Annotated in this window: 12 protein-coding genes; 8 read left to right on the top strand and 4 right to left on the bottom strand. The window is 70.7% G+C overall.

Annotation, left to right across the window (positions count from 1 at the left end):
* Positions 1-492: 492 nt before the first annotated feature.
* Positions 493-1,020, top strand: coding sequence for an aminotransferase class I/II-fold pyridoxal phosphate-dependent enzyme (locus tag OCT49_RS35505; protein WP_283856281.1), 528 nt, complete (start codon positions 493-495; stop codon positions 1,018-1,020).
* A gap of 23 nt (positions 1,021-1,043) precedes the next feature.
* Positions 1,044-1,934: an AEC family transporter gene (locus tag OCT49_RS35500; RefSeq protein ID WP_283856280.1), complete on the top strand. Its 891-nt coding sequence runs from the start codon at positions 1,044-1,046 to the stop codon at positions 1,932-1,934.
* A gap of 37 nt (positions 1,935-1,971) precedes the next feature.
* On the opposite strand, the gene OCT49_RS35495 is transcribed toward OCT49_RS35500, so the two are convergent.
* Positions 1,972-2,475 carry a CGNR zinc finger domain-containing protein gene (locus OCT49_RS35495; protein ID WP_283856279.1) on the bottom strand — a complete coding sequence of 168 codons (504 nt, stop codon included), beginning with the start codon at positions 2,473-2,475 and terminating at the stop codon, positions 1,972-1,974.
* Positions 2,476-2,592: 117 nt separating this feature from the next.
* Between OCT49_RS35495 and OCT49_RS35490 the strand changes: the two genes are divergently transcribed.
* The gene (locus OCT49_RS35490) at positions 2,593-3,339 is read left to right on the top strand and encodes an IclR family transcriptional regulator (RefSeq protein WP_283856278.1); all 747 of its coding nucleotides are present in this window, start codon (positions 2,593-2,595) and stop codon (positions 3,337-3,339) included.
* Here the strand turns inward: OCT49_RS35490 and OCT49_RS35485 are convergent.
* The gene (locus tag OCT49_RS35485) at positions 3,290-4,075 is read right to left on the bottom strand and encodes an IclR family transcriptional regulator (RefSeq protein WP_283856277.1); all 786 of its coding nucleotides are present in this window, start codon (positions 4,073-4,075) and stop codon (positions 3,290-3,292) included. The two genes, OCT49_RS35490 and OCT49_RS35485, sit on opposite strands and share 50 nt — an antisense overlap.
* Positions 4,076-4,171: 96 nt before the next feature.
* Here OCT49_RS35485 and OCT49_RS35480 point away from each other — a divergent pair, with 96 nt between their 5' ends.
* From OCT49_RS35480 to OCT49_RS35470, 3 genes are read left to right on the top strand one after another with little or no spacing between them, the layout of a single operon-like run.
* Complete coding sequence (locus OCT49_RS35480) at positions 4,172-5,713, top strand: APC family permease (RefSeq protein ID WP_283856276.1); 1,542 nt, start codon at positions 4,172-4,174, stop codon at positions 5,711-5,713.
* The gene (locus OCT49_RS35475) at positions 5,700-7,169 is read left to right on the top strand and encodes a GMC family oxidoreductase (RefSeq protein WP_283856275.1); all 1,470 of its coding nucleotides are present in this window, start codon (positions 5,700-5,702) and stop codon (positions 7,167-7,169) included. The genes OCT49_RS35480 and OCT49_RS35475 overlap by 14 nt, the downstream gene beginning before the upstream one ends.
* Complete coding sequence (locus OCT49_RS35470) at positions 7,166-8,515, top strand: aldehyde dehydrogenase family protein (protein WP_283856274.1); 1,350 nt, start codon at positions 7,166-7,168, stop codon at positions 8,513-8,515. The genes OCT49_RS35475 and OCT49_RS35470 overlap by 4 nt, the downstream gene beginning before the upstream one ends.
* A 140-nt stretch (positions 8,516-8,655) precedes the next feature.
* On the opposite strand, the gene OCT49_RS35465 is transcribed toward OCT49_RS35470, so the two are convergent.
* Complete coding sequence (locus tag OCT49_RS35465) at positions 8,656-9,954, bottom strand: cytochrome P450 (protein ID WP_283856273.1); 1,299 nt, start codon at positions 9,952-9,954, stop codon at positions 8,656-8,658.
* A 19-nt stretch (positions 9,955-9,973) separates the two neighbouring features.
* A complete protein-coding gene (locus OCT49_RS35460) occupies positions 9,974-11,329 on the bottom strand; it encodes a glutamine synthetase family protein (RefSeq protein ID WP_283856272.1) in 1,356 nt (451 codons plus the stop codon).
* Between the two features lie 358 nt (positions 11,330-11,687).
* Here OCT49_RS35460 and OCT49_RS35455 point away from each other — a divergent pair, with 358 nt between their 5' ends.
* Positions 11,688-11,876 (top strand): ferredoxin, encoded by a 189-nt coding sequence (locus OCT49_RS35455; RefSeq protein ID WP_283856271.1) that lies wholly within the window; start codon positions 11,688-11,690, stop codon positions 11,874-11,876.
* A 3-nt stretch (positions 11,877-11,879) separates the two neighbouring features.
* The gene (locus OCT49_RS35450; RefSeq protein WP_283856270.1) at positions 11,880-13,088 is read left to right on the top strand and encodes an NAD(P)/FAD-dependent oxidoreductase; all 1,209 of its coding nucleotides are present in this window, start codon (positions 11,880-11,882) and stop codon (positions 13,086-13,088) included.
* Positions 13,089-13,094 lie beyond the last annotated feature (6 nt).

Genomic DNA, 13,094 nt, shown 5'->3' with positions numbered 1-13,094 from the left:
CCCGGCCTTCTCCATGACGGACTTCGCCCGCTGCCGCGCCTGGCGGCGTGAGATTCCCTGCATGTCTCCCCGCCGGGAGAGCCGGGCCTGGCAGGCCATGGATGACCTCCTGGTGCGGTGGCCCGACGGCGGGGTGTCCATGTACCCGGATGTCGACGAGAGCGGCCTGAACCGCGAGATCACGCTGGTGTACCCGCCTGTGCAGGGCCCACCTTCCGGCCGGGGAAGAGGTTTCCCGGGAAGAGCCCTTCCTTGCCGGAGGCAAGGCGCTCGCGCACAGCCTTGCTGCGCTGGTGGACCCGTCCACCTGCGGGCCCGACTCTTGTCGCGCGCCGCTTCTGAGCCTGCCGTGTAATGGTTGTAGTGCCCCGTGCAATTACATCAGTCTGTCTTCATGCCCACTTCGATACTCGGTGCCCGGGGACACCTGCGCCTGCGGCGTGTGTTGACCCCCGGTCGTGCGCGAATGCCGTTCTTCTCCGGAAGGGACGCATGGTGACCGGCCGCTTCGTGACGTCCGCCGGACCGCCCATCCCGGAGATGGCCCGCCGCGCGGCCGAGCATCGCGCGCAGGGCCGTCACATCGTCGATCTCACCCTCGGCGAGCCCGACTTCGCCCCGCCCGGCCGTGTGATCGCTGCGGCCCAGGAGGCAGTTGCCCGCGTACGGGGCCACAGCCCCGCCAACGCTTCCGGCAATCCCTCCGGTGCCACCTACAGCCATGGTGAACTGGCGGCGCTCGCCGAGGTGTTGCGGCGGCATCCCGCGGTGACGGTCCTTTCCGACGAGATCTGCGCACACATCCGCTACAACGATCAGGAGTACATCGGCCCCGCGCAGGTCGCGCCGGATCCGTGGGAGCGGTTCCTGCTCGTCGACGGCGTTTCCAAGGCGTACACGATGATCGGCCGGCGGGTCGGGGCACCGGGCCCTTTGCGGTTCTCCTTCACCACCGACATCGCCGCACTGGAAGAGGGCTGCCGCGCCGTCGTCGATGTCCTGGACGAGGCCGCCTCGTGATCGCACTGACACTCAGGGCTCTGATGCCCGTCGTCCTGCTGATCGGGCTGGGTTTCGCCCTCAAACGGTGGATGATCCAGGGCGAGAGTTTCTGGTCCGGGGCCGAGCGCCTGGGCTACCGGGTGCTGCTGCCGGCATTGTTCCTGCACGGCCTGGCAGCGGCCGACACCCATGACCTTCCGGTGAGAACACTGGCAGCGGTGCTGACCGTCTCCACCGTGGTGGTCGCCGTGGTGGTCGTCGCCTTCCGGCCGCTGATGCGGCTGCCCGGCGACGGCTTCACCTCGGTCTTCCAAGGCAGCATCAGATTCAACAACTATATCGGCGTCACCATCGCCTCCGGCCTGTACGGCACTCGGGGCGTGGCCATTGCCGCGGTCTGCAATGCCACGATCGTACCCACGGTCAACGTGTTGTGCGTCCTGGTCTTTGCCCGGTTCGGCGGCGCCCGCCTGAGCCCGATGGACATCGCCCGGCAGCTGGTGACCAATCCACTCATCCTCGCCTGCGTCGCAGGCGGCCTCCTCCAGGCCCTGGACCTGGCTCTGCCACCGGGTATCGAGCCGGCACTCCAGTCGCTGGGAGCCGCATCGATGCCGCTGGGACTGCTGTGCATCGGCGCCGCGCTGCGCTTCGGCCAGGCACGCGCGTGGACCGGCCCGATCGTCATGTCCTCGACCGCGAAGTTCGCCCTCTTGCCGGCCGTGACCTTCCTGGTGGCCCGGTCGGCCGGCCTCGGGGCGTCGGCGCTGCTCGTCGCCGTGCTCTTCCAGGCCCTGCCCACGGCGTCGTCCTCGTACATCATGGCCAGACAGCTCGGAGGAGACGCACCGATGATGGCCGGCATCACCGCGACGCAGACGCTCCTGGGCCTCGCCGCCGTCCCACTTGTCGCGACCCTGGTTCCCACCTGACGGCCGCGGGCCCTCGGACCCGCGGCCGGGGCCGCTTTCAGCCCTGCTTCACACGGTGGCGGCGGACCGCATCGGTGTTGGCGCAGCGAGCACAGCAGTAGGCGCGGCGACCATTGCGGCTGGTGTCGGCGAAAGCGGTTCGACACGTATCCAACGCGCACACACCCAGCCTCCGGCCCTCGGCCTCCACGGCGAAGATGGCCAGCGCTCCCGCGGTCACCGCGCGCACCCGGCTCTGCACGTCCTTGCCGTCCGGCGTGAAGTGCAGATGCGGCCGCAACCCGTCGTGCGTGGTCAGATAGACCCTTCCGGCACCGTCGGCGAGCAGGGCGTTGATCGTCTCGCACCGTTCGCCCTGCGAGACAGCCTCGAAAACGGGTCGCAACCGGCGCGACCAGGCCCTGATCTCCTCTCCGGCCGAACCGGTGACACGTGGGCGACGGATCGCGTGACGCTCAAGGACCTGCTCCAGGGCCCCGGCCCGCCACGAGCCACCCGCCTCAAGATTCACCAACGAGACGGCCAGGCGGACACCGACCATGTTGTCATGCTCAAACTTCATTCACCCATTGCAGCACGTATCTGCCATGTGTCGGCGCGGGACGCCATCGCTTTGGGGGGCGGAGTCCCCGCGGACGGTTGTCGATACCATCGGGGGGTGAGTGCTGGAACCGTCAAGAGTCTGAGCCGCGGGCTCGACGTGCTGCTCGCGATGGCCGACGACGCAGGCCCGGCGACGGCGACCGTGCTCGCCGACCGGCTCGGCCGCAACCGGGTTCAGGTCGCCCGCACGCTGAACAGCCTGGAAGCCGCCGAGCTGGCCGTCCGTGACGAGCACACCCTGGCCTATGACCTCAGCTGGCAGCTGTACAGCCTGGCGACCCGCACGGTCAGGGCACGTCTGCTGCGGGAGGGGCCGCAGTTTCTGCGGGAAGCGGCGGAGGCGACGGGGGCGAGCGCCTTCCTGGCCGAGTTGCGCGGGGACGGGTCGGTGGCATTCCTGGAGGAGGTTCCGACGGGTCTGTCCTGGGTGGGGCGTTCATACCCGCTGTACTGCGACGACGCAGGGCAGGCGCTGCTGTGGGACTCCGGTCGGGAGGAGCTCGAGATCGTGTTCGCCGACACGGAGTTCGTGGCTTTTGGGCCTGCCGCACCGGCCGATGTCGCCGAATTCGAGGCGCGCCTGATCGCGGCCCGGCAGCGGGGCTACGCCGTCGTGGACGGGGAGTCGGAGCCGGGCGTGTTCGCGGTGGCCGCACCTGTCCGGGACTTCACCGGTGAGATCGTCTGCGCCCTCCACACGCAGGGGCCGTCCGAGCGGCTCGCCCCGCTTGCGCAGCGGCACGGCGAGGTGATCACGGAGCTGGCCGGCCGGCTGTCCGCTCTGCTCGGCCGGCGGCCCTGACCTCCAGTGCGTGGGCGGCCTCCCGGACGGACGCGGCGACCTCGGCGCAACGGCCGGCCAGCCGGAACCGTGGCACGGCGAGGCTGACCGCTGCCACGATGCCTCCGGCTCCGTCCCGGACCGGTGCGGAGAAGTCGACGACGTCGTGCTCGAACTCCCGGTCCGCGATCACCACACCTTCCACCCGCGCGGCGGCGTTGTAGCGCGCGAGCGCCGCGGTGTCGCGGGCTGCTCGCGGTCCGCCGCCGACGAAATCGACGTCGGTGAGCAGCCGGCCGAGCTCCGCCTCGGAGTGGTCGAGCAGCAGGGCCCGCCCCGCGCCGGTGCACCAGATCGGCAGGCGGGCGCCGAGGTTCGCCGCGACATTGGATGACCAGTGGCTGAGCTGGGCCTCCACGGTGAGCGCCATGTCCCCGGAGCGCACCGAGAGCCAGGCGGGTTCGTGCCAGCGGGCCACGAGACCGCGCAGCAGCGGCCTGGCCGGGACGAGCAACTGCCGGTCGCCCGCTGCCTCGGCGAGTGCGAAGTACCCGGGGCCGACGCGCCAGCCCCGTCCCTGTTCGTCCCGTTCGACGAGTTTCGCTGCCGCGAGGTCCTTGAGCATGCGGGAGACCTGTGTCTGGTCCAGGCCGACCTGCTCGGCCAGGTGGGCGTTGCCGGGGTAGCCGGCCGGGCCCAGTTCCGCCGCGAGCACCGCGTGGAGGAGCGCGAGTCCTTTGTCGAAGGTCGTAGTCACCCCCTCACCCTAGTGCGATCAATATGAGCAAGAAGCATTGACGATTTTGAACTCCCTCTCTCATGATGGGCGGCATCCCACCACGAAGGAGGCGGCATGTCGTCAGCCGATCCGCCCCAACCCCCCTTTGCCCTGCGACGTTTCGACGCGATGGCCATGCTGCTGTGCGCGATCGTCGGCCTCGACACCCTCGGCTCGGTCGCGGCCCACGGCCCCGAGGGACTGGTCTGGATGGCCGTGCTCGGGCTGCTGTACTTCGCGCCCTACGGGCTCCTGATCGCCGAACTGGGATCCGCCTTCCCGCAGGAGGGAGGCCCGTACGTCTGGACAAAGCTGGCCTTCGGCCGCTTCACGGCGGGCATCAACCAGGTCTTCTACTGGATCTCCAACCCGGTCTGGCTCGGCGGTGCGCTGTGCGTGACGGCGATCACCACCTTCGAGTCCTTCTTCCTCCCCCTGCCCGGCGGCTGGAAGTACCTTGCCGGGGCCGTCTTCATCGGAGCGGCCGGACTCACCGTGCACGCGTCGGTACGGTACGGCCGCTGGGTGACGATCGCCGGCGCGGTCGCCAGGATCGTGCTCCTCGGCTTCTTCGTCGTATCGCTGGTGCTGTACGCCCTGCGCCACGGCGTACAACCGCTGTCCGTCGGGGACTACACGCCCACGTACGTGGGTCTGGTGGCACTCGCCCCGGTCATCGCCTTCAACTACATGGGATTCGAGGTGCCCAGCGCTGCCGCCGGGGAAATGGCCGACCCCAAGCGGGACGTGCCCGCCGCGCTGCTGCGGGGCGGACTGCTCTCCGCCCTGCTGTACGGGGTGCCGATCTTCGGCACGCTGCTGGTGCTCCCGGGTGACCAAGTGGGCTCGCTCACCGGGTTCATCGACGCCTGCCGGGCCGTCTTCACCGTGTACGGAGGCCACATCGGCGCGGACGGCACGGTCGTCCTCACCGGTGCCGGTTCGGTGCTGGCCATGGTGGCGGCGGCCGGACTGATCATCGGGCTTCTCACCAGCGGCACCGCCTGGGCGATGGGCGTGAGCCGGGCCCAGGCGGTGGCCTGCGCGGACGGCGCCGGACCGCGTTGGCTCGGTACGGTCTCGGCCCGGCGCGGTACTCCGACCCGGGTCAACCTCGTCTCCACGGCCATCGCCGCGCTGGTGATGGTCGCCTCACTCGCCCTGAGCGGCGGCGACGCGCAGAAGTACTTCACCGCGGGGATCGGCCTGGCGATCTCCGCGACGGCGATCTCCTACCTGCTGACGTTCTCCTCCTTCATCGTGCTGCGCCGCAAGTACCCCGACGTGAGCCGCCCCTACCGGATACCCGGGGGCCGGGTGGGGGCCTGGACCGTCACCGTCCTCACCGTCGGCACCATGCTCTTCGCCGTCGTCGCCCTGATCTGGCCGGGCCTGGGGGTCGGCTGGTTCGGCACCTCGGGCGACCCCGCCGACTATCTGCCGACCGGATTCGAGGGACAGCGCGCCGCCTACACGGCCTCCCAGCTCGTACCGGTCGCCCTCATCGTCTCGCTCGGATGCCTCCTCCACGCCCTCGGGGCACGGCATCGCCGCACGATCACCTCCACCCCTTTGACCGCCCACCCCGACCGAGGAGCCTTCGTTGAAACCCACTGACCACGTGGACATCGTCGTCCTGGGAGGCGGCACGGCAGGATGTGTCGTCGCCGGCCGACTGGCCCGCGAGCACAACGTGCTGCTGGTGGAGGCCGGCCCCGACTACGGGCCCGACCGGGCCGACTGGCCCGCCGATCTGCTGGATGCCACCACGCTCCCCGCCTCGCACGACTGGGGCTACCGGGCCGGCCGCCATGTCTTCGAACGCTGCCGCGCCATCGGCGGCTGCTCCACCCACAACGGCTGCACCCAGAGCTCCGGCTGGGCCGGTGACTACGACGCGTGGGCCGCCGACGGCTCACCGGGCTGGGACTCCGCATCGCTGCGGCCGTTCTTCGACAAGGCGGCGCAGGCGCTGCGCCTGCGGAACTACGCCGAGAGCGAGATCCAGCCGTTCCAGCGGTCCTTCATCGCCGCGGGCGCCGCACTCGGCCTGCCCGTGCGGCACGACTTCGACCGGCTCGAAGGAGAGGCGGGCATCGGCTGCGCCCCGGTCAACATCACACCGGACGGCGTGCGCGTCAACACGGCCTTCGCCTACCTCGACCCGGTCAGGAACCTGGGCAGTCTGACCGTCGCCGCCGGCATGACGGTCGACCGGATCGTTCTCGAGCACGGCCGGGCGGTCGCGGTGGAGGTCATCGACGAGAGCGGAGAGCGACACCGGATCGGCGCCGGTCTCGTCGTACTCAGCGCCGGGGCCTACGGCAGCCCGGAGGTGCTGCTGCGCTCCGGCATCGGCCCGGCCGCCCACCTCACCGACATCGGCATCGAGGTCCGGCACCACCTGCCCGGGGTCGGCGAGAACCTGCACGACCATCCGTCCATCCAGCTGGAGTTCGCCGGATCGGCTGAACTCGCCGCAGAACTGGCCGACTTCGCGAGCACCCACATGCTGCCCGACGAACAGGCCATGGCCAAGCTCCGCTCGCCCCAGGCCGGAGACGCCCCGTACGACCTGCACGTCTACCCGTGGACCGAACGGGATCCGGCCCTCGAACACGGCTGGCGGTGCATCGTGCCGGTCGGGCTGCTCCGCCCCCGCTCCCGCGGCACCGTACGGCTGCGCTCCGCGGACCCGCACGCCCTCGCCCAGGTGGACCACGCCTATCTGACCGACCCCCGCGATCTCGACGCCCTCGTCCACGGCGTCGGCCGGGTACGGGAGCTGGACCTCTCTCCGTACCTCGGTACCCCGCTGCTCGTCCCCGACGGGGACATCCGCGGCTGGATCAGGGCCCACCACCAGCACTACTGGCACCCGGCGGGCAGCTGCCGGATGGGCCCCGCCGGTGATCCGCTCGCCGTCGTCGACCACACCGGCAAGGTGCACGGTCTCGACGGCCTCCACATCGCCGACGCATCCGTCTTCCCCGACATACCCCGCAGCACCCCCGCCCTGCCGACCACTGTCGTCGGCGAGCGGATCGCCGCCTTCCTCCAGGAGCTCCTGTGACCTTCCTCGACATCACCGACCCGCGCACCGGCGAGGTCTACGACAACGTCCCGAACGCCTCGGCCGAAGAAGTGGACCACGCGGTCCGCACGGCGGATTCGGCGTTCGGTGCCTGGCGGTCCCTCACGCCCGGAGAACGGCACGACGCCCTGCTCGCCCTGGCCGACGCGATCGTCGCGCAGTCGGAGCAGCTGGCCGCCGTCGAGTGCCGCAACACCGGAAAGGACGCCGCCGAAGTCCTGACGGAGGAAATTCCGGCAGCCGTCGACGAGATCCGGTTCATGGCCGGTGCCGCACGGGCCGGGCAGGGGCCGATGGCGGGGGAGTACGTCAAGGGCCACACCTCGATGGTGGTCCGGGAACCGGTCGGGGTCTGCGCCCTGATCGCACCCTGGAACCATCCCCTGGGCTCGGCCGTCGACAAGCTCGCCCCGGCGCTGGCCGCAGGGAACACCGTGGTTCTCAAACCCGCCGAAACGACCCCGATGAGCGCCCTCCTCCTGGGGGAGATCTGCGACAAGGTGCTGCCGCGAGGCGTCGTCAACGTCGTGTGCGGCGACCGGGACACCGGGCGCGCACTGGCGGTCCACCCGCTCGTCTCCCTGGTCTCCCTCACGGGCAGCACCCGGGCCGGCGCGGAGGTCACCGCCGCGGCGGGACTCGCCGGGATCAAGCGGCTTCATCTGGAACTCGGTGGGGACGCCCCCGCCATCGTCCTGGCCGACGCCGATCAGGGCCGGGCGGCCGACGGCATCGTCGAAGCGGCCTTCTACAACGCGGGGCAGGACTGCACCGCCGCCTGCCGGGTACTGGTCGCCGCCGAGGCGTACGACGGCTTCGTGGCCCTGCTCGCCGAACGCGCCGCGCGCGCCGAGGTCGGCCCGCTGAACAACCGGGCCCACCTCTCCCGGGTCAACTCCTACCTCACGGAGCTGCCGGGACACGCGACCGTGGTGACCGGGGGCGCCCCCGCCGCCGGCCCCGGCTTCCACTTCCAGCCGACCGTCGTGACGGGCGTGCGGCAGCACGACCTGATCGTGCAGCACGAGGTCTTCGGTCCGGTCATCACCGTCCAGCCCTTCGCCGACGAGGACGAGGCCGTCCGCATGGCCAACGACGTTCCCCTCGGCCTGGCGGCCTCCGTGTGGACCGGTGATCCGGCGGCCGGGAACCGACTGGCCCACCGCATCGACGCGGGCACGGTATGGCTCAACACGCACAACGTGTACGCCACCGAGATGCCCCACGGGGGCTTCAAACAGTCGGGATACGGAAAGGACCTGTCCACCTACGCGCTGGACGCCTACACCCGGACCAAACACATCATGAGCCGAACCAGCCCCTGACCGGTGTGACCCCCTCCTCCAGCCGGTTCCACGCCCTACGGCATCGCCCGGTCGGCCGCCGGTTTCCCGGCAGGACGACCGAGGCGTCGGCCGGGCGGGGAAACCGGACCTCCGGGCGATGCCGGGGGCAGTCCTCACGGTCAGGCGAGGGTGACCTCGACGGGCAGCTTCTTGATGCCGTTCACGAAGTTGGAGCGCACCCGCGGGACGTCCCCGGCGAGCTCGATGCCCGCCAGTCGCGGGATGAGCTCCTCGAACATGATGCGGATCTCGGTGCGCGCGAGCAGGTTGCCCAGGCACAGGTGGGGGCTGCCCTTGCCGAAGGTGACGTGGTCGTTGTCCTGACGGGTCACGTCGAAGTCGTAGGGGTTGCCGAAGACTTCCTCGTCGCGGTTGCCGGAGGCGAACCACATGACGACCTTGTCGCCCTCCTTGACCTGCTTGCCGCCGAGTTCGATGTCACGCGTGGCCGTGCGGCGGAAGTGGTAGACGGGGGAGGCCCAGCGCAGGAACTCCTCCACCGCCGTGGGGATGAGGGAGGGGTCCTCCTGGAGGCGGGCGAGCTGCTCGGGGTGCTGGAGGAGGGCCAGCATGGAGTGGCTGATGGTGTGGCGGGTGGTCTCGTTGCCGGCGACGACCAGGAGCAGGAAGTAGTTGTCGAAGTCCTGCGCCGAGAGCGGCACCCCGTCGCGCGGGGTCTCGTTGACGAGCTTGGAGATCAGGTCGGTGCCGGTGCCGCCGCGCCGCTGCCGGGCGAGTTCGCGGCCGTACGCGAAGACCTCCAGCGAGGCGGGCGAGCGGAACGGCAGGTCGCGGTACTTCTCGCTCTCGTCGCTGTGCAGGAGGACGTCGGCGTAGTCGGGGTCGGTGTTGCCGATGATGCGGTTGCCCCAGTCGATGAGCTGTTGGTTGTCCTCCGGGGGCACGTCCAGGAGGCGGGCGAGGACGTTGATGGGGAAGTCGGCGGAGACCTCCTTGACGAAGTCGAAGGTGCCCTTGGACAGGGCCGCGTCCAGTGTGGTGGCGGTCAGGCCGCGCAGGAAGTCGGCGTAACTGTTGATGACGCTCGCACCGAACTGGCGCTGCAGGAGGCTGCGCATGGCGCGGTGGCGCACCCCGTCCAGCTCCAGGATGGAGGCGCGCTTCTTGATCTGGTCGTCGTCGACCTCCTCCAGGTTCACGAACCTGGACGAGGTGAAGGTCTCGGCGTCCCGGTCGACGCGGGCGATGTCGGCGTGCCGGGTGACCGCCCAGAAACCGGAGTTGGGCGCCTCTTCCGGCTGCCAGTGGACGGGGTCCTCGTGGCGGAGGGTGTGGAACATGCGCCACGGGGTGACACCGTCGGTGAAGTTGTCGAGGTCGGCCAGGTTCACCTGGTCCAGGGGCATCGGCTCGTCGATGGCACCGGACGCGGACGGTGTGGTCGTCACGGAGGTCATGGGGTTCGTCTCCTCGGCATTACAGGTGGTAGGCGTACTCGGTGAACTCCCAGTCGGTGACGTGCCGATGGAAGCGTGCGACCTCGTCGCGCTTGTACGAGAGGTAGGCGGTGGTGAAGTCCTTGCCGAGCACGTCGGTCAGAGCGGTGTCCGCTTCCAGCGCGTCCAGGGCGTCGGGCAGGGTCATCGGCAGGAGGGCCGACCTGGTGGTGTCGTAGCCGTAGCCCTCCAGCGGGGCGGCGGGTTCCTCGCCGGCGACGACTCCCAGGAGCGCCGCCGCGACGGTTCCCGCGATCAGCAGGTAGGGGTTCGCGCTCGCGTCCCCCAGGCGCAGTTCGAGGCGGGTGCCGGAGCCGCGTTCCGGCGGGATGCGGACCATGGCGCTGCGGTTGTCCAGCCCCCAGTCGATCAGCCAGGGCGCGAGGGTGTCGGGGCCGAAGCGCTTGTAGGAGTTGACCGTCGGGTTGGCCAGCGCCGCGAGTGCCGGGGCGTGGGCGAGGACGCCGGCCACCGCGTGGCGTGCGACGGTGCTCAGACCGTACGGTGCGGACGGGTCCGCGAAGGTGTTGCCGCCCTCGTCGTCCACGCAGGACAGGTGGAGGTGGAAGCCGGATCCGCCCGCGCCCTGGAAGGGCTTGGCCATGAAGGTGGCCAGCCGGCCCTCCTTGCGTGCCAGTTCCTTGATCGCGGACTTGAAGCGGAAGGCACGGTCCGCGGCCGTCATGGCGTCGGAGTGGTTCAGGTTGATCTCGAACTGCGAACCGTCGAACTCGTGGTTTCCGCTGCTGATGTCGATGTCCAGGTCGCGTAGCAGGCGCAGGGTGCGCAGCAGGTGGTTGTCGCCGTCCGCGCGCAGGCCCGCCGTGTAGACGACGCCCGCGGCGTCGCTGTAGCGGCGCCAGCCCTGCGGGTTCCCGGGGTCCGCGTCGCACAGGAAGTACTCCAGTTCCGGGCCGACGACCGGGTTCAGCCCGTACTCGCCGCATCGCTCGACGACCGTGCGCAGCAGGTCGCGGGGCGACTCCGGGGCGGGCCGTCCGGTGGCCGGGTCGGTGACGTCGCCGAGGCAGCTGGCGACGCCGGGTTCCCAGGGCAGGGCGGTCAGGGTGTCGAGGTCGGGGCGTACGCAGATGTCGGGCAGGCCGGCGTCCAGCCCTCCCGCGACCGGGACCACATCGCCCTGGGGGTTGGTGTGGTAGACGGCGCGGCAGAAGGCGAGGCCGTGCTCGCAGGCCGAGGGCAGGTGGTCCAGCAGGACGTCCCGGGCCCGTTCGGTGCCGATGAGGTCGGGATAGGTCACCCGGACCACGTCGATGCCCTCGGCGGCCAGCCGCTCCATGTGGCGGCGGACGGATGGGATGTCGGATGCGCTCACCGGTGTCTCCTCAGGGGGAAGTGGGGCGCCTCCCCAGCGCTCGCGGCACGGGGGGAAACGGGGTGCGAGGGCTTCGGACTGCGGGGAGACGCAGGAGACCGCTCGCTTGTTGGTGGCAAACGGTAGGGACGCCGGTCCCCCTCCCGCAAGGGTTCCGGCGCAGAAATTTATCCATCCGGATAGCTATTGACCGGAGCCCGGCCGGTTCCTATGTTGTTTGACGCCAAACGAGTTAAGGGTCGGTGTTCACCGCACCCCTTTGGCAGGGGCCCGGTCCCCCGTGGGTCCGGGTCCCTCTTTCTTCCTCTCTCCCCTTTTCCCTTTCCCGACGCTCCCCCCAGCACCAGGAGGAACGGTCATGCAGGTCGTCGTCGACATGAACAAGTGCCAGGACCACGGCCAGTGCGTCTTCGCCGCCCCCGACGTCTTCCGCTTCGACGACGAGGGGCGCCTGGCCCACGTCGCCGCCCCCGACGAGTCCCTGCGCGCCGAGGTCGAGGAAGCCGCCGACGTCTGTCCGCTGCAGGCCATCCGGATCGAGGACTGAGCCGTGAACGCACCCATCGTCGTGGCCGGCGCCGCCATGGCCGGGCTGCGCGCCGCCGAGCAGCTGCGCGCCGCGGGCTGGACCGGGCCGATCACCCTCGTCGGGAGCGAGCCCCACATGCCCTACAACCGGCCTCCGCTGTCCAAGGAGGTCCTGGCGGGCAAGGCGTCCTTCGACTCGCTCGCCTTCCGCCCCCGGCCCGACGTCCATGACGTGCGGTGGCGCCTGGGCACCACGGTCGTACGGGCCGACCTCGACCGGCAGGTCGTCGAACTCGACGACGGCGAAACCCTGCCGTACCGCGGTCTCGTCGTGGCCACCGGCATGCGCCCCCGGCGACTGCCCTGCCCCGGCCCCGTTCCCGGACGGCACACCGTCCGCACCCTGGACGACGCCCGGGGGCTGCGCGAGGCGCTGACCCGGCCGGGCGTACGCGTGGTCGTCGTCGGAGCCGGATTCATCGGCTGCGAGGTGGCCGCCACCGCCATCGCCCTCGGCGCCGCCGAGGTCACCGTGGTCGACCCGATGCCGCTGCCCATGGCCGGTCCGCTGGGCGAGCTGCTCGCCGGGGCGCTGCTCGGGCGCCATGAACAGCGGGGCATTCGCTTCGCCCTCGGCACGGGAGTGACCGCCTTCCACGGCGACGACCGGGTCACCGGGGTGGCCCTGGCCGACGGCAGGGTCCTCGCCGCGGACGTGGTGGTGGAGTCGGTCGGCTCCGCGGCCAACACCGAGTGGTTCGAGGGCAACGGCCTGGACCTCTCCGACGGCGTGCTCACGGACGAGCACCTGCGGGTCGGCGGGCGCCCCGAGGTGATCGCCGTCGGCGACGTCGCACGCTTCCCCAACGCCCGGTACGACGGCGTCCCGCGCCGCGTCGAGCACTGGTCCATCCCCACCGACACGGCGAAACACGCCGCGAAGGTGCTCACCGCACACCTCACCGGCACCGACGCGGGCCTCGCGCCGTTCGCACCACTGCCGACCTTCTGGAGCGACCAGCACGACTTCCGGCTCCAGTCCTTCGGCGCCCCGGCCCTCGGCAAGGACGACGTACGCGTCCTGGACGGCGACCTCGACGGGGACGTCCTGGTCGGCTACCACCACGCGGACCGCCTGGTCGGCGTCGTCGCCCTGGGCGGCCGGGCCGCCGCGGCGGCCGCCGCCCGCTACCGCGCCGAGCTCCTCAAGCAGCCCTCCCTCATCGCGTAAGGAACC

It is taken from the genome of Streptomyces sp. ML-6, assembly GCF_030116705.1.
Classification (GTDB): Bacteria; Actinomycetota; Actinomycetes; order Streptomycetales; family Streptomycetaceae; genus Streptomyces.
The sequence above is the reverse complement of the archived record's forward strand: the minus strand, read 5'-3'. Positions and strand labels throughout refer to the sequence as shown.

Bases quoted from the DNA above. Each gene is read 5' to 3' on its own strand.
- OCT49_RS35505 (WP_283856281.1), top strand. From the start codon at position 493: ATGGTGACCGGCCGCTTCGTGACGTCCGCCGGACCGCCCATCCCGGAG.
- OCT49_RS35480 (WP_283856276.1), top strand. From the start codon at position 4,172: ATGTCGTCAGCCGATCCGCCCCAACCCCCCTTTGCCCTGCGACGTTTC.
- OCT49_RS35500 (WP_283856280.1), top strand. From the start codon at position 1,044: ATGCCCGTCGTCCTGCTGATCGGGCTGGGTTTCGCCCTCAAACGGTGG.
- OCT49_RS35465 (WP_283856273.1), bottom strand. From the start codon at position 9,954: ATGACCTCCGTGACGACCACACCGTCCGCGTCCGGTGCCATCGACGAG.
- OCT49_RS35455 (WP_283856271.1), top strand. From the start codon at position 11,688: ATGCAGGTCGTCGTCGACATGAACAAGTGCCAGGACCACGGCCAGTGC.
- OCT49_RS35495 (WP_283856279.1), bottom strand. From the start codon at position 2,475: ATGGTCGGTGTCCGCCTGGCCGTCTCGTTGGTGAATCTTGAGGCGGGT.